This window comes from Collimonas antrihumi (assembly GCF_018304965.1).
In the GTDB taxonomy this organism is placed as follows: domain Bacteria; phylum Pseudomonadota; class Gammaproteobacteria; order Burkholderiales; family Burkholderiaceae_D; genus Collimonas; species Collimonas antrihumi.
This window is the reverse complement of the sequence record NZ_JAGQED010000023.1, coordinates 51,482-74,499: the sequence shown is the minus strand read 5'-3', so window position 1 is coordinate 74,499 and position 23,018 is coordinate 51,482. Positions and strand designations below refer to the sequence as shown.

General features: G+C 55.3%; 22 protein-coding genes and 1 tRNA gene. 11 read left to right on the top strand and 12 right to left on the bottom strand.

Going from position 1 to position 23,018, the window contains the following annotated elements; all coding sequences use genetic code 11:
* On the top strand, positions 1 to 812 hold an 812-nt coding region (locus tag KHU29_RS17265), incomplete at its 5' end, for an aldehyde dehydrogenase family protein (RefSeq protein WP_211454141.1).
* A 226-nt stretch (positions 813 to 1,038) separates the two neighbouring features.
* Here the strand turns inward: KHU29_RS17265 and KHU29_RS17260 are convergent.
* The 4 genes from KHU29_RS17260 to KHU29_RS17245 form a co-directional block, all read right to left on the bottom strand.
* Positions 1,039 to 1,115: transfer RNA gene (locus KHU29_RS17260), tRNA-Val, on the bottom strand.
* A gap of 94 nt (positions 1,116 to 1,209) precedes the next feature.
* Positions 1,210 to 1,932: a DNA polymerase III subunit epsilon gene (gene dnaQ / locus KHU29_RS17255; RefSeq protein WP_211454139.1), complete on the bottom strand. Its 723-nt coding sequence runs from the start codon at positions 1,930 to 1,932 to the stop codon at positions 1,210 to 1,212.
* A 109-nt stretch (positions 1,933 to 2,041) separates the two neighbouring features.
* Positions 2,042 to 2,476 carry a ribonuclease HI gene (gene rnhA / locus KHU29_RS17250; protein ID WP_211454153.1) on the bottom strand — a complete coding sequence of 145 codons (435 nt, stop codon included), beginning with the start codon at positions 2,474 to 2,476 and terminating at the stop codon, positions 2,042 to 2,044.
* Positions 2,477 to 2,566: 90 nt separating this feature from the next.
* The gene (locus KHU29_RS17245) at positions 2,567 to 3,352 is read right to left on the bottom strand and encodes a class I SAM-dependent methyltransferase (RefSeq protein ID WP_211454138.1); all 786 of its coding nucleotides are present in this window, start codon (positions 3,350 to 3,352) and stop codon (positions 2,567 to 2,569) included.
* On the opposite strand from KHU29_RS17245, the gene gloB reads away from it, so the two are divergent.
* From gloB to fabI, 3 genes are all read left to right on the top strand, one after another.
* Positions 3,351 to 4,169 (top strand): hydroxyacylglutathione hydrolase, encoded by an 819-nt coding sequence (gloB, locus tag KHU29_RS17240; RefSeq protein WP_211454136.1) that lies wholly within the window; start codon positions 3,351 to 3,353, stop codon positions 4,167 to 4,169. The two genes, KHU29_RS17245 and gloB, sit on opposite strands and share 2 nt — an antisense overlap.
* Positions 4,170 to 4,416: 247 nt before the next feature.
* Complete coding sequence (locus KHU29_RS17235) at positions 4,417 to 5,925, top strand: transglycosylase SLT domain-containing protein (RefSeq protein WP_211454134.1); 1,509 nt, start codon at positions 4,417 to 4,419, stop codon at positions 5,923 to 5,925.
* A 244-nt stretch (positions 5,926 to 6,169) separates the two neighbouring features.
* Positions 6,170 to 6,952: an enoyl-ACP reductase FabI gene (gene fabI / locus KHU29_RS17230; RefSeq protein ID WP_092415844.1), complete on the top strand. Its 783-nt coding sequence runs from the start codon at positions 6,170 to 6,172 to the stop codon at positions 6,950 to 6,952.
* 55 nt (positions 6,953 to 7,007) lie between these two features.
* On the opposite strand, the gene KHU29_RS17225 is transcribed toward fabI, so the two are convergent.
* Positions 7,008 to 7,547, bottom strand: coding sequence for an OmpA family protein (locus tag KHU29_RS17225; protein WP_211454132.1), 540 nt, complete (start codon positions 7,545 to 7,547; stop codon positions 7,008 to 7,010).
* A 525-nt stretch (positions 7,548 to 8,072) separates the two neighbouring features.
* Here KHU29_RS17225 and KHU29_RS17220 point away from each other — a divergent pair.
* The 5 genes from KHU29_RS17220 (at position 8,073) to KHU29_RS17200 (ending at position 12,926) form a co-directional block, all read left to right on the top strand.
* Complete coding sequence (locus KHU29_RS17220; RefSeq protein ID WP_211454130.1) at positions 8,073 to 9,479, top strand: DEAD/DEAH box helicase; 1,407 nt, start codon at positions 8,073 to 8,075, stop codon at positions 9,477 to 9,479.
* 471 nt (positions 9,480 to 9,950) lie between these two features.
* Positions 9,951 to 10,166, top strand: coding sequence for a hypothetical protein (locus tag KHU29_RS17215; protein WP_211454128.1), 216 nt, complete (start codon positions 9,951 to 9,953; stop codon positions 10,164 to 10,166).
* Positions 10,163 to 10,339, top strand: a complete 177-nt coding sequence (locus KHU29_RS17210) for a hypothetical protein (protein WP_211454126.1) — start codon at positions 10,163 to 10,165, stop codon at positions 10,337 to 10,339. The genes KHU29_RS17215 and KHU29_RS17210 overlap by 4 nt, the downstream gene beginning before the upstream one ends.
* 31 nt (positions 10,340 to 10,370) lie before the next feature.
* Positions 10,371 to 10,856, top strand: a complete 486-nt coding sequence (locus tag KHU29_RS17205; RefSeq protein WP_211454124.1) for a DUF3304 domain-containing protein — start codon at positions 10,371 to 10,373, stop codon at positions 10,854 to 10,856.
* Positions 10,857 to 12,926 carry a T6SS phospholipase effector Tle1-like catalytic domain-containing protein gene (locus tag KHU29_RS17200; RefSeq protein WP_211454123.1) on the top strand — a complete coding sequence of 690 codons (2,070 nt, stop codon included), beginning with the start codon at positions 10,857 to 10,859 and terminating at the stop codon, positions 12,924 to 12,926. It begins immediately after the preceding gene.
* Between the two features lie 314 nt (positions 12,927 to 13,240).
* On the opposite strand, the gene KHU29_RS17195 is transcribed toward KHU29_RS17200, so the two are convergent.
* From KHU29_RS17195 to edd, 7 genes are all read right to left on the bottom strand, one after another.
* On the bottom strand, positions 13,241 to 14,101 hold the full coding sequence (locus tag KHU29_RS17195) for a DMT family transporter (RefSeq protein WP_211454121.1): 861 nt from the start codon (positions 14,099 to 14,101) through the stop codon (positions 13,241 to 13,243).
* Between the two features lie 146 nt (positions 14,102 to 14,247).
* The gene (locus KHU29_RS17190; protein WP_211454119.1) at positions 14,248 to 15,378 is read right to left on the bottom strand and encodes an osmoprotectant ABC transporter ATP-binding protein OsmV; all 1,131 of its coding nucleotides are present in this window, start codon (positions 15,376 to 15,378) and stop codon (positions 14,248 to 14,250) included.
* Positions 15,375 to 16,028 (bottom strand): ABC transporter permease, encoded by a 654-nt coding sequence (locus KHU29_RS17185; protein WP_211454116.1) that lies wholly within the window; start codon positions 16,026 to 16,028, stop codon positions 15,375 to 15,377. Before KHU29_RS17185 ends, KHU29_RS17190 begins: the two co-directional genes overlap by 4 nt.
* A gap of 9 nt (positions 16,029 to 16,037) precedes the next feature.
* Entirely contained in the window at positions 16,038 to 16,967 is a 930-nt protein-coding gene (locus tag KHU29_RS17180) for a glycine betaine ABC transporter substrate-binding protein (protein WP_211454115.1), read from the bottom strand.
* A 27-nt stretch (positions 16,968 to 16,994) separates the two neighbouring features.
* Complete coding sequence (locus KHU29_RS17175; protein ID WP_281416149.1) at positions 16,995 to 17,666, bottom strand: ABC transporter permease; 672 nt, start codon at positions 17,664 to 17,666, stop codon at positions 16,995 to 16,997.
* Positions 17,667 to 18,351: 685 nt separating this feature from the next.
* On the bottom strand, positions 18,352 to 19,008 hold the full coding sequence (locus KHU29_RS17170) for a bifunctional 4-hydroxy-2-oxoglutarate aldolase/2-dehydro-3-deoxy-phosphogluconate aldolase (RefSeq protein ID WP_246542180.1): 657 nt from the start codon (positions 19,006 to 19,008) through the stop codon (positions 18,352 to 18,354).
* On the bottom strand, positions 19,005 to 20,885 hold the full coding sequence (gene edd / locus KHU29_RS17165; RefSeq protein WP_211454113.1) for a phosphogluconate dehydratase: 1,881 nt from the start codon (positions 20,883 to 20,885) through the stop codon (positions 19,005 to 19,007). The genes KHU29_RS17170 and edd overlap by 4 nt, the downstream gene beginning before the upstream one ends.
* A gap of 10 nt (positions 20,886 to 20,895) precedes the next feature.
* On the opposite strand from edd, the gene KHU29_RS17160 reads away from it, so the two are divergent.
* Complete coding sequence (locus KHU29_RS17160; RefSeq protein WP_211454112.1) at positions 20,896 to 21,156, top strand: hypothetical protein; 261 nt, start codon at positions 20,896 to 20,898, stop codon at positions 21,154 to 21,156.
* A gap of 62 nt (positions 21,157 to 21,218) precedes the next feature.
* A complete protein-coding gene (gene pgi / locus KHU29_RS17155; protein ID WP_211454111.1) occupies positions 21,219 to 22,889 on the top strand; it encodes a glucose-6-phosphate isomerase in 1,671 nt (556 codons plus the stop codon).
* Positions 22,890 to 23,018 lie beyond the last annotated feature (129 nt).

Sequence of the window (23,018 nt, the reverse complement as noted above, 5' to 3'; positions counted from 1 at the left end):
GCGACCCGAAAGAAATCGCCGATGAAATGCTGACCAATGCCGATGTCGATCTGGTCACCTTCACCGGTGGCGTGCCGATCGGCAAATACATCGCCGGCAAGGCCGTCTACAAGCGTCAGGTGCTGGAACTGGGCGGCAATGATCCGATCATTGTGATGGAGGATGCCGATATTGAAGAGGCGGCGACCTTGGCGGTGTCGGGATCGTACAAGAATTCCGGCCAGCGCTGCACTGCGATCAAACGCATGATCGTGCATCAGGCAGTCGCCGATGAATTTGTCGACCTGTTGGTGAAGAAAACCAAGGCCATCAAATACGGCGATCCGATGGACCCGAACAACGATATGGGAACGGTGATCGACGAACGTGCGGCGATCGAGTTCGAAGCCAAGGTGAAGGATGCCGAACGCCACGGCGCCAAACTGTTATATGGCAATATCCGCAACGGCGCGGTGTACTCGCCGACGGTGCTGGACCATGTGCCCGCCGACTGCAAGCTGGTTGCCGAGGAAACGTTCGGACCGGTGTCGCCGGTGATTCGCTGCACCGATATTGCCGATGCCATCCGGATATCGAACTCGACGCCATATGGCTTGTCGTCATCGGTCTGCACCAATCGCATGGACTACATCACCCGTTTCGTCCGTGAGCTGGAAGTGGGGAGCGTCAATGTGCGGGAAGTGCCAGGCTATCGTCTGGAGCTGACACCGTTTGGCGGTATCAAGGATTCGGGGCTGGGTTACAAGGAAGGTGTGCTGGAAGCGATGAAAAGCTTCTCCAATACCAAGACGTATTCGCTGCCCTGGAACTGATCCGATGTCGCCTATTTCAGGAATAGGCGACTTGTTTGCGCGGCAAGGTGGGGCGACAAGGCGATAACTGAGCGCTTTGTTAACGATGCTGTGGATTTCCGGAGCGAAAAAGCAAAAATGGAAGCCATACTGCGCTCCCATTCATTATTTGCTATCAACAATTTTCATAAAATAAATTCGGAGTAAATCCCAATTTATCCCAGCATCCTCACAAACCCGAGAATACTGGTAGGCACGATTGGACTCGAACCAACGACCCCTACCATGTCAAGGTAGTGCTCTAACCAGCTGAGCTACGCGCCTAAAGAAGCGAAATTATAATAGCAAATCTCGTCCGTGGCTAGCGTCTTGTGTGGATTTTTTGCAAGATTACTTTTGCGGCAGGTTTTCTGCCGGTTCAACCGCCGCCTGACGCCACGGATTGACGCCAAATACACGCACCTTTAGCGTCCTTATCCAAGCCATTGAGCAGCAACTCATGCTCAGCCAGTTCTTCCGCATTCGCCGTGCGCACGACAATTTCAGCCAAAGGCAGCAATTCGAGCGCCGCGCCCTCACCGTCCGCATCGCTATGCCCTGCGCCCGAATCGATGCTGAAACTATTCTGCCCGCGCGTCATTGCCAGATACACCTCAGCCAGCAACTCCGAGTCGAGCAACGCGCCGTGCAAGGTGCGGTGGGCATTGGAAATACCGTAGCGATCGCACAGCGCATCCAGCGAGTTGCGTTTGCCAGGGTACATTTCCTTGGCTTGCACCAAGGTATCGATGACACCGGCGATGTCGCCCGAAAATGTGCCTTTGCCTAATAACTTGTATTCGGCATCCAGAAATCCCAAATCGAAGGGCGCGTTGTGGATGATGACCTGAGCGCCACGGGTGTACTCGCGCAACTCGTCGAATATCTCCGCAAACTTTGGTTTGTCACTTAGAAAGGCGGTGGTCAAGCCGTGCACTGCCAGCGCGCCTTCTTCCGAATCGCGCTCGGGATTGATATAGCGATGAAAATTATTACCGGTCAGGCGCCGGTTCATCAATTCGACACAGCCGATTTCGATGATGCGGTCGCCGGTGCGCGGGTTGAGACCGGTGGTTTCGGTATCCAGAACTATTTGTCGCATGGTCACTTAATCTTCAATACAAACATAAAAACATACTCCGCAAAAACCGCCGCCAACAACGCGGCATGCGGTTGCGGCTCGCTTCGGCTCGCTTGGGCTCGTTTCGGATTCACACAACGGTAGTCACACCACGATTGGCCAGCTGGTCGGCGCGTTCGTTGCCGACGTGGCCGGCGTGGCCTTTTACCCATCGCCATTCGATTTTATGCCGGGCCTGCGCAGCATCCAGCGCTTGCCACAGGTCGACATTCTTTACCGGCTCGCGCGCCGCGGTTTTCCAGCCGCGCGACTTCCAGCCATGGATCCATTCGCTGATCCCTTTTTGCACATACTGGCTATCTGTAAACACGACCACTTCGCAGGGCCGGGTCAAGGCCGTCAGCGCTTCGATCACCGCTTTCAGTTCCATCCGGTTGTTGGTCGTATTGCGTTCGCCGCCAAACAATTCCTTTTCCTTGCCATCCGCCACCAATAACGCACCCCAGCCGCCGGTACCGGGATTGCCTTTGCAGGCACCATCGGCAAATATTTCTACTTTGTCCATACTTGGTTGATTCACTTTCACTGCTTTGTTATGGCGACGCGCGAAAATACGCAACACGCCGCCTGAAGACGAGAGTTTACTACGCTGCTGCTACTCTGCCCCGTTCTGATCCGTCTTGTGAATCTTGTTGGTGGCGGGAACCCCGCGCGCGGCCTTGATGACTTGTTTACTGAAAGCCGGGCCGACCAGGTGCATGCCTTTGACGCGCTTGATCGCCTGCACAATGTATACCGCGCCAAAATACGGCCACCAGCGATTGCCGGCTTTCTCCATGAAGGTGAAGCGATGCAGCCATTTGCTACTGGTATACGGTGGCGCGTAACAGCCGAAGTGACCGCGATTGACTTCCATGTTTAACAGTTTCAGCCAGTCTTTCAGACGTAGCAAACTGATGAATTCGGCGTTTTGCGGCAAGAAATGCACGCCCGACATGCGGCCGGCGGTTTGCCGGATGCCCCACAGGCTGGCCGGATTGAAACCGCAAATGATGACTTGCCCCTCAGGGATCAGCACCCGCTCAACCTCGCGCAGAATCTGATGCGGCTCGGCAGCGAACTCCAGCACGTGCGGCAGCACCACCAGATCCAGGCTTTGCGAGGCAAACGGCAATTCCGCAAAATCGTGGGTCACCACCACGCCGGTTTGCGCTTCGCCAACTTCTGGCAGGCGGCTGTCTGTCAGCCATTTGTGGCGCATCCGGTTCGCTTGCAGGGCTTTTATTTGCGGCACGCCGATCTGCATTGCGTTGAAGCCGAAGATATCTGCCGTCATCGCATCCAGGCGCGCCTGTTCCCACTCCAGCATGTAACTGCCGGTGGGCGTCTGCAGCCAGGGGCCGAGCGCTATAATGGACTTTTCTGATGACGGATATCCCATGCCTGCCTTATTTGATAAATCACAAAGTAAATCATTGCGTGTATTGGCGGTGCCGGCATTTAACGATAACTATCTCTGGCTGATCCACGATGGCCGTCATGCCGCAGTCGTCGATCCCGGCGACGCCCAGCCGATTCTGGCTGCACTCGATGCCCATGGCCTGGTACTTGTCGCTATTTTACTGACACATCACCATGCTGACCATGTCGGCGGGGTACAAACTTTGCTGCAACACTTTAACATCCCGGTATTCGGCCCTGCCGGCGAAGCCATCGCCGGCGTCAGCCAACCGCTCGACGAAGGCGATACCGCCACCATTCCAGAGTTGGGGCTGACACTGTCAGTGCTGGATGTGCCTGGCCATACCAGCGGCCATATCGCCTACGTGGCGCAAGGTCAGCCTTGGCTGTTTTGCGGCGACACGCTGTTCGCCGGCGGTTGCGGACGGCTGTTTGAAGGCAGCCCGGGACAAATGGTCGATTCGCTGGCGAAGCTGAGCAGCTTGCCGGGCGATACCCAGGTGTATTGCGCGCATGAATATACCGTCTCGAATCTGCGGTTTGCGCTGGCGGTAGAGCCGGACAATGCCGTTTTGGCAGCGCGCATGGCAACCGAACAGGCCAAGCGCGAACGGCAGCAAGCCACCGTGCCGTCGACCATCGCGCTCGAGAATGCCACCAACCCCTTCCTGCGTTACCAGCAACCAACCATTCTTGCCAGTCTGCAAGCCAGTGGCCGCCTCGCCGAAAAACAACGGAAAACCGATCCCGTTGCAGCGTTTGCGGCATTGCGCGAATGGAAAAACAACTTCAAATAAATCACAAACAATTCGGCAAGTATTCAATAAGTAAGCAACAAGCAAGGACTGCCGATCATCGTGATTTATTGTTATTGCTGGTTACATAGTCTCCGCATATCGATTTATTAAAACTAATACCTGATAAATCAATCACTTATCGTTTGTAACTGTGTAATTTTTGCTTGACGGGAGAAAACTGCCTTACGTACACTGCGTCTAATCCATTATTACCGGTTGATGACATCCGGTCACATAAATTGAACCCATGTATCAGCTAAAACTCAAGAATATCGCTTTTGCCGCACTCGCTTTTTTCGGCACTCCGCTCTTGGCCCAGGCCAACGACATTTCGATCTACACCCCCACTTTCAGCTTAATCGACCCGAACGACCCTGGCGCCGGCATGCTCGGCATGGAACAGGTCGATATCTGGGCGCGCATACGCAAGGGTTTCGGCATTCCTGATCTGGATAACGCGCAGGTGGTAAGCCAAACCGATTTTTACAGCGCCCGGCCGGAATATTTCGAACGCACCACGGTGCGGGCGTCGCGCTATCTGTATCACGTCGTACAAGAATTGGAAAAACGCGGCATGCCGACCGAACTGGCGTTGCTGCCGTTCATCGAATCGGCGTTCAATCCGCAAGCTTATTCCAGTGCCAAGGCAGCGGGCATGTGGCAGTTCGTTCCTGCCACCGGACGCGATTTCAATCTCAAGCAAAACATGTTCAAGGATGAGCGCCGCGATGTCCTGGCCTCCACCGATGCCGCGCTGACTTATCTGCAAAAACTGTATGGCATGTTTGGCGACTGGCAACTGGCGCTGGCTGCCTATAACTGGGGTGAAGGTTCGGTACAGCGCGCCATCAACAAGAACCAGGCCGCCGGCCTGCCGATCGACTTCAATAGCTTGGCGCCGCTGATGCCGGCGGAAACCCGCAATTACGTTCCCAAGCTGCAAGCCGTCAAGAATATTATTGCAGCGCCCGAGATGTACAACGTCTCGCTGCCTAAGGTAGACAACCAGCCATACTTCGTCACGATCGGCAAAACCCGCGATATCGATGTCAAGGTCGCGGCGCAGCTTGCAGAATTATCGCTGGACGAATTCAAGGCCCTGAACCCGCAGTTCAATCGGCCAGTCATCATCGGTAGCGCCGACACCAAGATTTTGCTACCTGAAAGCAATGCGGAAAAATTCAAACACAATCTGACCCAGTGGACGCAGACGCTGTCTTCATGGACTTCGCACACCGTCAGCAGCGCCCGTGAGCGGATTGAAACCATCGCCACCCGATTCGGCACCACACCTGCCGTGATCCGCGAAGTCAACCATATCCCGCCTAGAATGCTGCTGAAGGCCGGCTCCACCATCCTGGTGCCGAAGACTGAAACCGCCAACAGCGACATCACCGCCGAAGTCGCCGATAACGCCACCATGGCGGTGACGCCGGATGCGCCGGAAACCCGCCGCATTTCCGTCAAGGTAGGCAAGCGCGACACCCTGGCATCGATTGCCGCGCGCTATCACGTCAGCGTGAGCCAGGTGAAGGCATGGAACGGCTTGCACCGTGATACCGTCAGCCACGGCCAAAGCCTGCAACTGCAAGTGCCAAACCACATGGTAGCCTCTGCCGGCCACAAAAAATCCGGCCACAATGTCCGCTACCATACAGCCACCGCAAGCAGCAGCCACAGCGGCAAAAACAAGGTTGCAGCGAAGAAAAACAGCAAACCTGTGGTTCTGGCCTCATCCAGGAACTCACGTAGCTGATCTCTGATCTGACCGCACTCACTGTAGAAAATGACTCATGGCGCAGCCGAGCCGGCACCATGGGTTATTGCAAAACCTCCTCCGATATCAAAAATACATTACCCGCAGGAAAGCCGGCATAGTTGCCCTCAGCGCGGCGAACCCCTACAATCTTGCCCTGTTCGATAAGAACTCAAGCAGAATATCCGGTGCACAAGCATCACATCACCGCCAGCAATACAAACGGCGCATATCTGGAGTCAATATGGCATTCCTGCAAGGCAAAAAAATTCTGATCACGGGCTTGCTGTCCAACCGTTCGATCGCTTACGGCATCGCTCAAGCTTGCAAGCGCGAAGGCGCCGAGCTGGCGTTTACCTATGTAGGCGAACGCTTCAAGGAACGCATCACCAATTTCGCCAAAGAGTTCGACAGCGAATTGATTTTCGATTGCGACGTTGGCAGCGATGAGCAAATCAACGCATTGTTCGCCGACCTCGGCAAATCCTGGGACCAGCTGGACGGCCTGGTGCATGCCATCGGCTTTGCGCCAAGCGAAGCGATTGCCGGCGATTTCCTGGACGGCCTGTCGCGCGAAGGCTTCAAGATTGCCCACGACATTTCCGCCTACAGCTTCCCGGCAATGGCGAAGGCCGCACTGCCGATGCTGCGCCCTAACTCGGCATTGCTGACATTGACTTACCTGGGTTCGGAACGTGTCGTCCCCAACTACAACACGATGGGGCTGGCCAAGGCATCGCTCGAAGCCAGCGTCCGTTATCTGGCGGGATCGCTGGGTCCTAAGGGTGTACGCGTGAACGGTATTTCAGCCGGTCCGATCAAGACCCTGGCCGCCAGCGGCATCAAGGGTTTCGGCAAGATCCTGGGCTTTGTCGCCGAGCACGCGCCATTGCGCCGCAACGTGACGGTAGAAGATGTCGGCAATGCCGCCGCTTTTTTCCTGTCGGACCTGGCCAGCGGCATCACCGGTGAGATCACCTATGTCGATGGCGGCTTCTCTCATGTGGTAGGCGGTATCGCCGAATAAGACGTTGCTGCGCAAATGTAGGGGTGGGCATGCCTTTGTGCCCACCCCCACTTTCTTACCGATGAACCGTCACCTCAACCCGACGCGCATCGGCATCGTTGCCACCCAAAGAGACTTGCGGCTTCTCCATGGTCACCCGCGCCTCTTCCACTCCAGCCGCAACCAACAGCGCGCGCACAGCTTTAGCCCGGTTTTTCGACACTTCGGCGTTCACATCCGCATTGCCGCTGGCATCGTGATAGCCGGAGACGGCAACCGTGGCGGCCTGGTTGGCCTTCAGGTAAGCCACAATCGCCGCAACATCCGTGGCAGCACTGGCGGGCGCTTCCGACTTGCCTGTTTCAAAGAAGATTTTTACAACGGCTGGCACGCCTGCCGTTGAAGCGTCGGCAGAAGCACTAGCGGCGGGAGCTGGAGCAACCGCGGCAACTTGCCCGGCAGCCGCAACTGGCGCCGACACGGCTGCCGTATTGCCACCCTTGCCTGCGGTAATCCCGATATAGCTTGCCAGCAGCAATGCTGCCACCACCACCACGCCGACGATGGCCCAAACAATTCCCAATGCCGCCTTTTGTTCACTATCGTTATTATCCACAAGACCTCTCCTGTTGTTGAATTGCAATAAAACGATTGTATCTGAATATGCCAGCCCCCAAAATGCACCATAACCAACGGTACAGCTTCAAATCAGGGCTTAATTCACGGCAATCGCATGAATAAGGTGCAACGAATGTAAAAATAATGTATTATTCTGTGCTGCGTTGCAATAACGAGCGCAGACAGTGGATTTCGGGATACCGATTGACGATCGCGCTTGATGGTAACGCTTGATCATATCGATTTTCGCCAACGCTGTAAAAACAATAAGTAGCTGCGCAAGCCTAAGCGTGTCCTGATCTCTGTGGGACATTGCATTGTAAAAGCCCTCCCGCCTTGTGTGTCGATCCTGACACCGTCCCGGCGCAAAGCTTTTGTGCCGAAATTTCTTTGTATTTGTTTCTTAGTCATTTCGTTGGTTGGCGTTGCTTTTTTGCGTTCGCTGCATTCGTCGCATTCATCGTATATCGATTGTTTGCGCGATTTTTGCAGCTCATGACGCTGCACTTTACGAAAGAAAATAATGACTTTTGAATCACTAGGCCTCCACACGTCCGTTATCAAAGCACTGACCGAAGCTGGCTACACAAAACCAACAAGCGTTCAAGAACAAGCTATCCCTGCCGCTATCGAAGGCCGTGACCTGCTGGTTTCCTCGCAAACCGGCTCCGGCAAGACTGCAGCATTCATGCTGCCGGCATTACACAAATTCGCTTCGGAGCAACAAGTTGCTCCAGCTGCAGTTGGCAAGACACCTAATCAAGAAATGCAAGCCTCCCGTTCACGCGGCGAGCGTCCACGTTTCAAGCCGGCACAACCAAAGATGCTGGTATTGACACCGACCCGCGAACTGGCTTTGCAAGTGACTACCGCTACCGACAAGTACGGCTCGCAAATGAAACGCATCAAGGCGATCTCGATCCTGGGCGGCATGCCTTATCCAAAGCAAATGCAATTGCTGGCCAAGAATCCTGAGATTCTGGTCGCGACTCCTGGCCGTTTGATCGACCACATGGAATCGGGCAAGATCGATTTCTCGCAACTGCAAATCCTGGTGCTGGACGAAGCTGACCGCATGCTCGACATGGGTTTCATCGACGACATCGAAAAAATCGTTGATGCTACTCCTGAGTCGCGTCAAACCATGTTGTTCTCGGCTACGCTGGATGGCGTTGTCGGCAACATGGCAAAACGCATCACCAAGAACCCGCTGATCATCCAGATCGCCGGCTCGGCCACCAAGCACGAAAACATTCAACAGAAGGTTCACTTCGTCGACGATCTGTCGCACAAGAATCGCCTGCTGGATCACCTGCTGCGCGACGTCACCATGGACCAGGCGGTTGTATTTACCGCCACCAAGCGTGACGCCGACACCATCGCCGACCGCCTGAACATCGCCGGTTTCGCTGCTGCCGCTTTGCATGGCGACATGCATCAAGGCGCGCGTAACCGTACCCTGGACAGTCTGCGTCGCGGTCAAGTGCGCGTTCTGGTAGCCACCGACGTTGCCGCTCGCGGTATCGACGTGCCAGCCATCACCCACGTATTCAACTACGATCTGCCGAAATTCCCGGAAGATTACGTCCATCGTATCGGCCGTACCGGCCGCGCTGGTCGTAACGGTGTTGCAGTATCGCTGGTGAACCACGCTGAAGGCGTCAACGTCAAGCGTATCGAACGTTTCACCAAGCAATTGATCCCGGTCGATGTAGTTGAAGGTTTCGAACCAAAGCGTACCGCTTCTGCACCACGCTCGAACCACAAACCAGGCGGCTGGAAACCAGGCGACAACCGTGGCGGCCCGGCTAAACCAGGCGGCCGTACTTTCAGCAAGCCAGGCGCACCACGTAAAGACGGTGGCGGCGGCGGTTACAAAGGCAATCGTTCGAACGACAGCGGTGCACGTCGCTCGTTTGGCGACCGCTAAGTAGCTGTCGGCGATCTTAATGATCGCCTCGTAATACACGCATAAATGAGAAGGCCGCTGGAAATTTCCAGCGGCCTTTTTTTATGACACAATTTTGAGACCAGCACTTCACTGCTTTGTATACGCCCGACATTGGATGTCAGAGACAGGTCGAAACACTTCAAGACGATCTACAACGGTGAGGACGCGTCGCCAGAGATACGTGTCAATCAAATTCACCATTCCCCCCTCGCCCCTTTATTCCAATCCTACTACGCCCTTACGGTTGTTTCTGCACCCCCTTGAATGTAAGCATTTTCATACTCTACTTGAAATTAATTGTGTGAGTCGCGCAATAACTAAAATGCAATTATAATTAATAATATAACAACAACAGTCCTTGGTATTGGCAGCCGCATATTTAACACAAACCTTGCCATGTCAATCACTGCCACCCCACCTGTTCTTTGATAATTTTATTGAAGGAAAAACATGTATTTCGGCATCGACCCACACCATCCCGAGTTAAACACTCTGATTCACTCAACCATTAGCGCGATCGTCGAAAAGCACGGAAAACTACATGTTTATGCACTGGTCGATGGCGCATTTGATGACGACTTGGCACCGCAGCTTTGGGAATACAGCAAACAAGCCAACACTGGTGTCGCGTCGCCGACCGCACGCCTTCTGTGTCGTACCGCATGATCAGCGGGCTACTGAAAGGGATGAGCCAACGCGGCATCAACAACGAACCGGAGCGCTATGCCTTAGCGGCACAAGCCATCACGCTTCTCGAACGGCATCACGCGTTGGAACTGTTGGATGACGCGCAAATGCACGGCGTTCAGATTGCGCTGCAACGCTCGGCATCGTATTGACTACTGAAACAGGTTCAAATAAAGGAAATTCATGCGCGTCAACCATCTATTCGTAGTCGTCGCAACACTGGCACTCGGCGCTTGCGCCACAACGATGCAGAACACGGTGCAAACCCCACTTAAACCATCAATGGTTGTCGACATTCCGATGACGTTTGTTTCTATCAGATGCGTCGGCCATCCGGGTGTTACTTATATCCACGATTTTTATGTAAAGGAGCCTTTTAGCGAAAGAATGGCAGGCGGGCTGAATTGTGGCGGTACTGTCGCAGCCGGTTACATGCTCCCTAGGCAGTGGCAGCCAGGTATGAAAGTCAAGGTGCGCTGGAAGCCCAATGCACGCGATTGGATAGAAAAAACCACCACGATCCGTCGATATGAAAAAGCCGGAACGCTCTATGTTCATTTTTTTGAAAACGACGAAGTGCGGGTTGTATCCACTCCCATCCATGGTCCTAGCAATCCCAATCACCCCATTCCGAAAAGCGTCATCATCGCCCCACCGGAGGAAGAATAAATGAATGCTTCGCCTCCTATCCAATCTGCCCCGCTGCGAATTTCAGGTCACGCTGAAGGCGAAATGACGCCAAGCGTTGCCGACACAGTCAGCCGTATTCTAAAAGAGAGACGGCCGACCGCTCATGCCCCTCCTTGCCAGAAATACGTCAATATTGGACTGTTCTTCGATGGCACTAATAACAACATGGTGCGTGACGAGCCGTCACAATGCCATACCAATATCGTAAAATTGTACAAAGCGCATAGAGATGTCGATGGCGTCGGCACTTTACAGGCATCGGGACACTATAGAATTTACGTTCCCGGCTTGGGTACCCGCTTCCCGGAGAACCGGGAGTGGCGTGAAAGTGCCGACGGCAAGGCATTCGGAAAAGGCGGTCAAGCGCGAATTTTATTCGGGCTATTTGAGGTCTATAATGCGGTACATAAAGCCTTCAGCAATGATGATGATATGTTCGACAAGGACGCCGTTGCCGCCAAAATCCAGCAATACGCCAAAGATGTTGAAACTAACGACCCACTACGCGATGCACGTGAACCACGTCCCGACCGGCGTAGCTGGTTCGACGGTCTCACCAAAGATTTAGACACCCAACTACGCAAGGCACGCAAACATAGGCCTCTGCCGAATATTCCAAAAATCACGTTAAACGTGTTCGGCTTTTCACGCGGAGCGGTAGAAGCACGGGCTTTCTGTTACTGGTTTGACGACCTCCTTGCAAAAGACGGCACCTTTGCCGACATGCCCGCCGAGATTACTTTTCTTGGCTTGTTCGATAGCGTGGCGTCAATAGGGCTGGCGAATTCTGCATCCGAAACCACGCCGCTTTTCTTTGCCAATGGCCACCTTAGCTGGGCCAGCGAAACACGCAAACCGCTTCCTCCTTGCGTTAAAAGAACCGTACATTTCATCGGTGCCCATGAGCAGCGCCGCAATTTCCCACTCACCCGCGTCACCGGCAACAATGTCACGGAATGCCTGTATCCCGGCGTGCATTCCGATGTCGGCGGTGGTTATAGCCCAGGCGATCATGGCCGCGGAACAACAATGGACAAGATGCTATCCCAGATACCGCTATTGCATATGCATAGAGAGGCGTGTCGGGCCGGTGTGCCATTACTGTCTTATTGCGATATGGCGTCTGACTTAAAAGAGGACTACGACATCGACAGCGATCTGACCGCAGCCTGGAACGCATACATGGCTGCTCTGGAATTTAAGCCAGATACAAACGACATCGTAATCGGCAACTATAAAGAAATGATACAGAAGCACATGCAGTTGTACTACGGCTTCCGGCGCAGATGGCTAAACGAGTTCAGGGATTTACCATCGTATGACCGTGCCAACGCGCAGGACCAGGAAGATCTGAATAGTTACAACAATTTATTGAAAGGCGATCTGGCGATACTGCGCAAACGACGTGATTTCGCCACGCGTAACGTCGGAGGCATTAATGGTCATCGCGTTACTCTCGAATTTGAAGAGGAGCAAAGCGCCAACCGATGGCAAGTCATACTGGCAAACAGTGGGGTTCCTCCGAACAAAGAAGAGTTATGGGTATTGGAACAGTTTAACAAAACACCGCCATCATCCGATCCACCATACCTGTGGCTGTTGCAAAACCAGATTCACGATTCATTGGCAACATTTTATCTGGCGGGTTATGTCACCGCGGAAGAAAAATCCGAAGCGGTGCTGATGATGGCGCGCGAATACGATGCCACAGGAAAAACGCCGACCACAGCTTATAAAAAACAAGTGTGGGATAACTATCAGAACATGATCAAAGCAGATCCTGGCCTGGCCGATGCGGTACAAAATCGGGTTGACGCTTATAAGCAATCCGGCGCCAAGGCTAACAATCGCCTGGATCAAATCAAGGCGAAGGAAATGACTGATCAGCAGACGCCATTTGGCGAGGTCGATCAAGCAAAGCTGGCAGACTGTTTCCCACCGCAAACCGATACCCACGCGCAAGAACTGCGCCTAGCCGCCATCCGTACGCAAACAGAAACACGACGCGAAGGCAGTGGTTATTTGCATCAGCGTGCGGTGTTCGATTGATTAATCTGTCCCCGCCTGCTCACGGGGAGGTCGTTTATGACTAACATCACCGATAACACTCAAGTAAGTGAAGAAGAGTCGGCGTGGGAAACTGTAGGCAAGCCTCGAACGGGCATGCATGCGGTCACCCATCCCCCTGGGAGGTGAGCAACGATATCAAGACCGCGGAGGCGAAGATCAACGCCCTCGCGTACAAGGCAGCCGAAATGACCGCACAACGGCACTAGGCGGAATGATGTTCAAAAGTGCCTCTTTTGGGACACACAAGAACCTTTTTATTGGTCGCGTCGTAAGCAACACGCCTAAACAATACTTCACGCCGACCATCCCAACATCACCGCACCCAAGGCGATCACCACGCACGACAATAATCTGCGTACAGTCAGCGCTTCTCCCAAAAACATTCGGGCAATCAATGCTGCAAACAATACCGATGTCTCACGCAAAGCCGAGACCGGCCCCATCGGCGCCAACGTAATCGCCCAAATCACAATGCCGTACGCCAGCAGCGACATCGCGCCGCCGCCCAGAGCATTCCAGGTTACGCGCTCACGCAATCCGATCCGGATGCTGCCATGCATCGACAAATAAATCACCAGCAACGGCAAACCATCCAGCAAGAACATCCAGCCGGCATAGGATGCGGCACTACCGGCCAGACGCGAACCGAGTCCGTCGACGATGGTATAACCTGCAATGAAAAGACCGGTGGTAAACGCCGACAACGGCGCGTCCCACTGCCGGCTGCCAGCCACGCCGTTCCCCCGCTTGAATTTGATTTGCGCCAGGCTGACGATACCGACTGAAATCAAGGCCACGCCAATCAGCGTCAAGGTTCCCAGCTGTTCGCCGGCAAAAAAAGCCGCACCAAGCGACACCAGCAACGGCGAAGAGCCGCGCGCGATCGGATAGGACTGGCCGAAATCGCCAGCCCGGTAAGCGCGGACTAAAAAAAGGTTGTAGCCGGCATGCAGGGCCACCGACATCAGAATGTATGGCCAGCTGGCAGGCGCCGGCATTGGCGCCCAAAGGACAATGGGAACAGCGGCTACGGCTGAGCCGATGGTCATCAGAGTGATGGCCCATAAACGATCGCCGCTGCTTTTCAGCATGGCATTCCAGGAAGCATGCAGCAAGGCTGCGCACAATACCAAAGCAATCACGCCAGCCGTCATGCGTTAGCTCCGAGGGAACACCTTGAGTACCTGATCATAGATTTTGAATGACGGCGCCAGAATGATGATGCCAAGTGGCAAAGCCGTACATTGTAAATGGTATGTCAGCTCTCCGCCTGCAGCATATCAGTGACCGCGCATAAGTACTACATCCCCGCCCTGTTCCGCGTGCGGCCGGAACTGAGATAGTCGGCGATCGAATCCTGGGTAACTTCGCCCAGATAACTGTTGTCCTGGTCGATCACCGGCATCCAGCTGGTGCTGTGCTTGTACATTTTAGATAACACCACGCGCAGGTTTTCATCCGGCGCAGCACTGACGGTAAACGGCTTCATTTTGTCGATGCAGACACCCTGCGCGCCACGCGCATCGCGCCTTGCCACATAACCCAGTGCATGATTATCGGCATTGGTGACTGTCACATAACGGTAATCGTGTTCATCCATCACGCCATATGCGGTCGCCATGCTGGCGTCTTCCCGCACCGTCGCAGAGTTGGCTGCGGCATCGCCGGCGCGTACCAGCAACAGACGCTTCAAGGTAGCGTCCTGGCCGACGAAAGAGCCGACGAATTCATCCTTGGGACGTGCCAGCAAAGTATCCGGATGGTCCACCTGCACCAGTTTTCCGGCGCGGAAAATCGCGATCTTGTCGCCCAGCTTGATCGCCTCGTCGATATCGTGGCTGACCATGATGACGGTCTTGTTAAGCTGGCGTTGCATCTGGAAAAACTCATTCTGGATCGATTCGCGATTGATCGGATCGACGGCGCCGAACGGTTCATCCATCAACAACACCGGTGGATCTGCCGCCAGCGCCCGGATCACGCCGATGCGCTGCTGCTGGCCGCCCGACATTTCACGCGGATAGCGTGTCAGGAAGCGCTTGGGATCGAGCGCCACCATCGCCATCAATTCGGTAGCGCGTTCATGGCAACGCTTCTTGTCCCAACCGAGCAGGCGCGGCACCACGGTAATATTTTCTTCAATGGTCATGTTGGGAAACAAACCCACTTGCTGGATCACATAGCCGATTTTCCGGCGCAAGCTGACTTCATCGAGGCCGGTAGTATCTTCGCCGTTCAACAGCACGCGGCCGGAAGTCGGCGCGATCAAGCGGTTGATCATTTTCAGCGTGGTGGTTTTACCGCAGCCGGATGGCCCCAGGAATACGCAGATTTCGCCTTCGGCAACCGTCAGGTTAACCTCGTCCACCGCTTTGACTTTGCTACCGTCTTTTTGGGTGAATACTTTACTGAGCTGGTCGAGTTGAATCATGATTTTTGCATTCCTTTCGGTGTAAGCAGCCGCTGCAGGGCTTGCAGCAGCAGGTCGGCGACAATCGCCAGCAAGCTGATCAATACCGCGCCGACTACCAGTTTTTGCATGTTGCTTTGGCTGATGGCATGCAGGATCAAGACGCCCAAACCGCCTGCGCCGATAATCGCTGCCACTGCCATCACGCCGATATTCATCACCACGGCGGTGCGGACGCCGCCCAGGATGACCGGCACCGACAACGGCAAATCGACCAGCCGCAGCCGCTGCCAGAAAGTCATGCCGATGCCGATGCCGGCTTCCTTGATGTTGTGGTCGATGCCATCCAGCGCCAGATAGGTGTTGCGCATGATCGGCAGCAGGGAGTACAGGAATACCGCCGTAATCGCAGGCAACGGTCCGAGTCCCTGGCCGAAGCGGGAAAACAACGGGATCATCAACCCGAACAAGGCGATCGACGGCAGCGTCAGAATCACGGTAGCCAGGCCCATCATCGGGCTGGCCAGCCAGCGATGGCGGATCATCACAATCCCCAGCGGCACGCCGATCAAAATCGCCAGGCCGACGGCAATCCCCACCAACATCAGATGCTGGATGGTGAGATGCAAGATTTCTGGCCAGGCGCTTAGCAGATAATTAAAGAATGTCATGCGGCGTCCTTATAACAAGCCTTCGGTGCGCAGGAAATCTGCGGCGACCTGGGCTATCGGCAACTGATCGATATCGACCTTTTTATTCATCTCGGTCATCTTGGCGGTATCGATCTTGGCCGACAGCGCATTCAGCTGTTCGGCCAGCTGGGGGTTGGCGTCCAGGATTGCCTTGCGCACTATCGGTACTGCACTGTAAAAGGGAAAGAAACCCTTGTTATCTTGCAGCAGCTTCAGATTGAAGCCCTGAACCCGGCCGTCGGACGAATAGGTCAGCCCGACATTCAACTGGTCGTTATTCAAGGCGGTATACACCAGCCCCGCGTCCATCTGCTTGACCTCGCTTCGGTCCAGATTGAAGCTATACAGCGCTTGCAGCGGCACCAGGCCGTCGGGGCGCGAAGCAAACTCGAAATCGACTCCCATCAGATATTTTTTGTCGGGATCTTGCTGCTGCGCCTGATTGATTTTGTTCGCCAGGTCTTCGATGGTATTCAAACCCTCTTCATCGGCGCGCTTTTGCGGCACTGCCAGCGCATAGGTATTGTTCAATGCAGACGGATTGAGCCAGACCAGGTTTCTAGGCGCATCCAGTGCTTTAACCCGTTGATAAGATTGGTCCTGATCCAGCTTCTCATCGATCTTGTTGTACACAATCAGGGCGGTGCCGGTGTAGTCCCAGACGATATCGATCTGCCCGCTTTCCAGCGCTTGCCGCATGATGGTGGTGCCGAGGCCGCTCTTCAGATCGGCCGTGTATCCCTTGGCGTTCAGATATTGCTGCGTCATGGACGACAGAATCAATTGCTCGGTAAAGTTCTTGCCGCCGACTACCAGATTGGCCGCGCTCGCTTGCGCCATGCCGAACAGGCCGAGCGTGAAGACCAGCAACGCTGTAATACGTGACAGACGAGATGCAGTTATAGGTGAATTATTCATGTGTTCCCTTTTCAGAATGGGCAGGCATCAGCGCAACAGGCCGCGTTTGCTCAGGTAGGCATTGCTGCCTAGCGAGACGATCGCATCCAGCATCAACGCCAGCACCGCGGTGGCGGTAGCGCCCAGCAGCAATTGCCCATGGTTGTTCAGGTAGATGCCTGGAAAGATCAGGCCGCCCAGGCTTTCGCCGCCAATCAGAATCGACAATGGCGCGGTCCCGACAATGATCGCCAATGCGGTACGCACACCGCCGACGATGATCGGCAAGGCATTCGGCAGTTCGACCCGGAACAACACCTGCAGCGGCTTCATGCCGATGCCTTTGGCCGCCTCCTTCATGGACGGCGAAACCTGCTTCAAGCCTTCATAGGTATTGCGCACGATGGGCAGCAACGCTGCCAGCCACAAGGCGATGATGGCCGGCTTGTCGCCGATGCCGAACAAGGCCAGCGCCAGCGCCAAGACTGCCATGGAAGGAATGGTGTTGCCGATATTGAAGATTTGCATCCACTTCTCGGCATGCCGCGCGAAGTATGGCCGGCTCAGCAAGATGCCGGCAGGAATGCCGCACAACAGCGACAGAGACATCGACCAGCAGACCAGGACCAGGTGACGGCCGGTGTAATAAATCAAGTCGCCCTGGTATTGATGGATAACCGCAGGGCCGATCGACCAGCCAATGGCGGCCACGACCAGCATGGTGATGGCGGCGCCAACCATGGCGTTGCGATAGCGATTCGTCATGCTTACTCCCTTGCATATGCAGCGGCGGCAAAACGCAGGCCGCGGCGCCCAGGCGTTTGCCTGCGAGCGCGCAACCGGATTTTTTTCGCTGCGTATTGAATGACCGGCGGGCACGGAACCGCATAGGCAAAGCCGGAACCTGTCAGCGCGACATACAACTTCAATTTTTTTATGATCTCGTCCGGTCTTCCCGCGGGGATGACATTGAACAAGCCGACTACCGCATGGGGCGGCAAAGAATGCGAGAAACTTCTCGACTTTGATGAAACTCCGGCGTTGCCGAAGTGTGAGACAACCCGCTGACGCGAGTCACGAAACCCAAAAATGTGCCGTTGAGGCAGCACTATGTTGTTGAGAGTTTGTCATTATAGCCAATTTCCTTGATGACGTCCAGTAATGGGATTAATGAAAGCTATTACCGGAATGTCTTAAGCCCACGATAGCACAGGATTTATCCGATGAATATCGGAAAACGTGATTTTTGTAACAACAAAAAAATCCAGGAAATAAGAAGGGAATACGGGAAGGAAATACAAGGAGGGAAATACAAGGCGGAAAATACAGGAAGGGAGAACAGCCAGTCAAAGACGCTGCCACGGCTAACCGACCATGGCAGCACCCTCGGGGAGGGAGATATAGCTTAGAGCGCCTTGCGCAGCTTGCTGGCGGCCGCAGCCAGGGCGGTAATGCGCGTCCAGTCGCCGGATTTCAACAGCTCTTTCGGCGTCAGCCAGGAACCGCCGACGCAGGCAACGTTTTTGCAGGCCAGGAATTCCGGCGCGCTATCCAGCGAAATGCCGCCAGTCGGGCAAAACGTTACGTCGCCCAACGGACCGGCAATCGCATTCAACATGCCGACGCCGCCCGCCGGCACTGCCGGGAACAGCTTCAACTGACGGAAACCGGCTTCGCGCGCAGCCATTACTTCGGATGGCGTCATCACGCCGGGCAGCAAAGGCAGGCCGCTAGATTTGGCGGCAGCGATCAATGCCGGGGTCAAACCTGGAGAAACGCCGAACACCGCACCAGCGTCGCGGGCAGCAACGAACTCGGCAGCCTGAGTCAACGTGCCGACGCCGACAATCGCACCCGGCACTTGTTCGGCAATGGCCCGGATTGCGGGCAAACCATGCACCGTGCGCAAAGTCACTTCAAGTACGCGAATCCCTCCCGCGACCAGGGCTTTGGCCAAAGGTACCGCATGTTCGATATCGTCGATCGCAATCACCGGAATCACCGGCGATGCACGCATGATGTCTAACAGTTCGTTGCCATAGAGGAGATTTGTGGATGTCATATCGTTGCTTTCTGTGGTTGTGCGGAATGATCGGCGGATTCGGGACTATGCAAAACAGGTGGCAAGCCAAAGCTGGTGGCGCCCTCTTCAGCCGCGCTGACCGTGTTGCGGAACATCGCAAACAGCTCGCGGCCCATGCCAACATGATTGGCTGACAAGTCGGTCGCCAGTGGCTGGCGCTGCGCCCATTCTTCCGCAGGTACCAAGGCTTCCAGTATACCCTGCTCGGCGTCCATGCGGATCATGTCGCCGGTCCGCACCAGGCCCAGCGGGCCGCCGGCCAGCACTTCCGGCGTCACGTGGATTGCTGCCGGCACCTTGCCGGAGGCGCCCGACATGCGGCCATCCGTGACCAGGGCCACATGGCGGCCGGCATCCTGCAAAATTCCCAGAGCTGGCGTCAGGGCGTGCAATTCCGGCATGCCGTTGGCACGCGGCCCCTGATGACTCAGTACCGCAACAAAATCGCGATCCAGTTCGCCGGCGCGGAAAGCCTTCATGAACGCTTCTTGCGAATGGAACACAACCGCTGGCGCCTGCACTACCCAATGTTCTTTCTTCACGGCGGAAATCTTGATGACCGAACGGCCCAGGTTGCCGGTCAGCAGGCGCAAGCCGCCATCGGCAGAAAATGGCGCGGTCGCAGTCCGCAATACCGAGTCGTCGCCGCTTAGTGCCGGCGCCGGCTTGAACACCACCGAATTGCCATCAAGGAATGGCTCGGCGCAATGCGCGCGCAGGCTGTCGCCGAGGATGGTTTTGACATCTTCATGCATCAGGCCGGCATCCAGCAATTCGCGAATCACAAATCCGGTGCCGCCGGCGGCATGGAAATGATTGACGTCGGCATCGCCATTCGGATAAATCCGGGTGACCAGCGGTACGACTGCAGACAGCGCGTCGAAATCGTTCCAGTCGATGACAATCCCGGCGGCTTTGGCAATCGCCACCAGATGCAGGGTGTGGTTGGTAGAACCACCGGTCGCCAGCAAAGTGACGATGGCGTTGACGATACTTTTCTCGCTGACCACGTGGCCAACCGGCAGGTACTGATTGCCACGGTCGGTGATCTTCAACGCCTGGCGTGCCGCCTCGGCGGTCAGTGCGTCCCGCAGCGGCGTATTCGGGGTGATGAACGCCGAGCCTGGCAGATGCAAGCCGAGTGCTTCCATCAGCATCTGGTTGCTGTTGGCGGTGCCGTAGAAAGTGCAGGTGCCGGCGCTGTGATAGGACTGGGACTCAGCTTCCAGCAATTCGGCGCGGCCGATTTTTCCTTCAGCGTAGAGTTGGCGAATCTTCACCTTCTCTTTATTGCTCATGCCGCTGGTCATTGGTCCGCCGGGGATGAACACCGCCGGCAAATGGCCGAAATGCAGGGCGCCGATCAACAGTCCCGGCACGATCTTGTCGCAGATGCCGAGATACACCGCGGCGTCGAACATGTTGTGCGACAGCGCAATCGCCGTCGCCATCGCAATCGCGTCGCGCGAGAACAAGGACAACTCCATCCCCGGCTGGCCTTGCGTCACACCGTCGCACATCGCTGGCGTACCACCGGCGAACTGGGCGACGCCGCCGGCGGCGTGGACTGCATCCTTGATAATTTGCGGAAAGCGTTCGAACGGTTGATGCGCCGACAACATGTCATTATAGGAAGACACGATCGCGATCGATGAACTTTTATCCTGTTTCAGTCTCAACTTGTCATTGGTTGGAAACGCGGCAAAGCCATGTGCAAGATTAGTACATGACAGCGCCCCACGCTGCACATCCTGACGGCGGGCATGCTCCAGGCGCGCCAGATAGGCGCTGCGATAAGGCTGGCTGCGGGCAACGATACGTTCGGTGACTTTGGCGACGCTGGCTTGAACAGACATGATTTGATCCTTGAAACAGTATAGATTTGAAATTTTACTACAAAATAACAAAGCAACGCTAACTCATCACCCTTTTTATCATCATTGCCTGCCCGCATTTGCATTTTTGAAACAGGCTCGCTCCACTCAAGCAACTGCACCACTAGCCACACAAAAACATATGATCTGCCATAACAATTACCCTGAAGAAATGGCAAACCACGTGATTACCGGAAAGCGCCGAACAACGCCAAACCAACTCCAGGCAGGTATATTACAAAATAATTTGTAGTGAAATTACCGCCAACGTTGTATAGTCGTATAAATTCCTGACCGACAATAAAGACTCCGGATATGCCACAACCAGCGCTTAATACTACCGCCAGCTTCCAAGCCTTGCATGCACATTACGCAGCAGTCAAAGATTTATCGTTGCGTGAGCTGTTTGCTGCTCCATCCGCGCCACCCACCTCGTCGCGCTTTGAACAGTTCTCGCTCAAGGCGGCTGGCCTGTTCCTGGATTATGCAAAAAACAATGTGACCGCGGAGACCATGGCGCATTTGTTTGCCCTGGCCCGCGAACGCCAGGTCGAAACACAGCGCCAGGCGATGTTTGCCGGCGCCAAAATCAATACCACCGAACATCGCGCCGTGTTGCACACAGCCTTGCGGGCGCCGCGCCTGCCAGCGCTGGAGCTTGATGGTCAGCATATCAGCGCCGACGTCCATGCGGTCCTGCAGAGAATTCAGACATTCACCACCGCGCTACGTTCCGGAGCGTGGCTGGGATACAGCGGCAAGCCGATCACGGATATCGTCAATATCGGCATCGGCGGCTCCGATCTCGGCCCCAAGATGGTATGCCAGGCGCTGCGTCCCTATCAGCGGGCCGACCTGCACCTGCACTTCGTCTCCAATGTGGATGGCGACGATCTTGATGCCGTGCTGCAGCAGGTCGATCCGCAAACCACGCTTTTCGTGATCGCCTCGAAAACCTTCACCACCGCGGAAACCATGATGAACGCGCACTCGGCGCGCAACTGGTTTTTGCAGAATGCTGCTGGCGCCAAAGAGTCCGACCTGCGCAAACATTTTGTCGCCGTATCCACCAATGTTGAAGGTGTCACGGCGTTCGGCATCGATGCCGCCAATATGTTCCCGTTCTGGGATTGGGTCGGCGGCCGTTACTCGGTGTGGTCATCGATTGGCCTGTCGGTAGCGCTGGCGGTCGGCTTCGAGCGGTTCAGCGAATTCCTGGCCGGCGCCCACGCCATGGACCAGCACTTCCAAAACGCGCCGCTGGAACAGAACATGCCGGTGATCCTGGCGTTGCTGGGCGTCTGGTACCGCAATTTCTTCGATTACCGCTCTGTCTCGATTGCACCTTACCACCAGGACCTGGGAAACTTCCCTTCCTATCTGCAGCAACTGGAAATGGAAAGCAACGGCAAGCGCGTCAGCCTCGACGGCCGTACGCTTGTAGCTGCCACTTGCCCGATTATCTGGGGCAATGTCGGCACCAACGGCCAGCATGCCTATTTTCAATTGCTGCATCAAGGCACCGACATTACGCCGGTCGATTTTATTGCGACATTGAACGCCAGCCATCACTTGCCCGGCCACCAAGCCGCGCTGCTGGCCAACTGCTTCGCTCAGTCGGAAGCGCTGATGCGCGGCAAGCATGCCGACGAAGTACAGGCGGAAATGCAAGCCAAAGGCATGCCAGCCGAGCAGATCGCCGCACTGCTGCCGCATCGCACCTTCCCCGGCAATCGCCCCAGCAACACAATCTTGATGGAAGCACTGACTCCCGCCAACCTTGGCGCGCTGATCGCTTTGTACGAACATAAGGTATTTGTCCAGGGCGTTATCTGGGACGTCAACAGTTTCGATCAATGGGGTGTCGAACTGGGCAAGGTTTTGGCAAGCAATATCTTGAACGAGCTGACCACCGCCGCTGCCCCGCAAGGCCACGACAGTTCGACCAATGGCTTGATTGCGATGGCGCGCACGGCGTTGTCATAACGGAGTTACATATTATTCATACATCCTTGTCATTCCCGCGAACGCGGAGATCCATTTTAATGGTCAACATGGATTCTCCGCCTTGGCGCCCGCGTTCGCGGGAATGACGAGGGTTTTAAAAAAAGCGGT

Bases quoted from the DNA above. Each gene is read 5' to 3' on its own strand.
- dnaQ (WP_211454139.1), bottom strand. From the start codon at position 1,932: ATGCGACAAATAGTTCTGGATACCGAAACCACCGGTCTCAACCCGCGC.
- rnhA (WP_211454153.1), bottom strand. From the start codon at position 2,476: ATGGACAAAGTAGAAATATTTGCCGATGGTGCCTGCAAAGGCAATCCC.
- gloB (WP_211454136.1), top strand. From the start codon at position 3,351: ATGCCTGCCTTATTTGATAAATCACAAAGTAAATCATTGCGTGTATTG.
- KHU29_RS17245 (WP_211454138.1), bottom strand. From the start codon at position 3,352: ATGGGATATCCGTCATCAGAAAAGTCCATTATAGCGCTCGGCCCCTGG.
- KHU29_RS17235 (WP_211454134.1), top strand. From the start codon at position 4,417: ATGTATCAGCTAAAACTCAAGAATATCGCTTTTGCCGCACTCGCTTTT.
- fabI (WP_092415844.1), top strand. From the start codon at position 6,170: ATGGCATTCCTGCAAGGCAAAAAAATTCTGATCACGGGCTTGCTGTCC.
- KHU29_RS17220 (WP_211454130.1), top strand. From the start codon at position 8,073: ATGACTTTTGAATCACTAGGCCTCCACACGTCCGTTATCAAAGCACTG.
- KHU29_RS17215 (WP_211454128.1), top strand. From the start codon at position 9,951: ATGTATTTCGGCATCGACCCACACCATCCCGAGTTAAACACTCTGATT.
- KHU29_RS17210 (WP_211454126.1), top strand. From the start codon at position 10,163: ATGATCAGCGGGCTACTGAAAGGGATGAGCCAACGCGGCATCAACAAC.
- KHU29_RS17205 (WP_211454124.1), top strand. From the start codon at position 10,371: ATGCGCGTCAACCATCTATTCGTAGTCGTCGCAACACTGGCACTCGGC.
- KHU29_RS17200 (WP_211454123.1), top strand. From the start codon at position 10,857: ATGAATGCTTCGCCTCCTATCCAATCTGCCCCGCTGCGAATTTCAGGT.
- KHU29_RS17195 (WP_211454121.1), bottom strand. From the start codon at position 14,101: ATGACGGCTGGCGTGATTGCTTTGGTATTGTGCGCAGCCTTGCTGCAT.
- KHU29_RS17190 (WP_211454119.1), bottom strand. From the start codon at position 15,378: ATGATTCAACTCGACCAGCTCAGTAAAGTATTCACCCAAAAAGACGGT.
- KHU29_RS17185 (WP_211454116.1), bottom strand. From the start codon at position 16,028: ATGACATTCTTTAATTATCTGCTAAGCGCCTGGCCAGAAATCTTGCAT.
- KHU29_RS17180 (WP_211454115.1), bottom strand. From the start codon at position 16,967: ATGAATAATTCACCTATAACTGCATCTCGTCTGTCACGTATTACAGCG.
- KHU29_RS17175 (WP_281416149.1), bottom strand. From the start codon at position 17,666: ATGCTGGTCGTGGCCGCCATTGGCTGGTCGATCGGCCCTGCGGTTATC.
- KHU29_RS17170 (WP_246542180.1), bottom strand. From the start codon at position 19,008: ATGACATCCACAAATCTCCTCTATGGCAACGAACTGTTAGACATCATG.
- edd (WP_211454113.1), bottom strand. From the start codon at position 20,885: ATGTCTGTTCAAGCCAGCGTCGCCAAAGTCACCGAACGTATCGTTGCC.
- pgi (WP_211454111.1), top strand. From the start codon at position 21,219: ATGCCACAACCAGCGCTTAATACTACCGCCAGCTTCCAAGCCTTGCAT.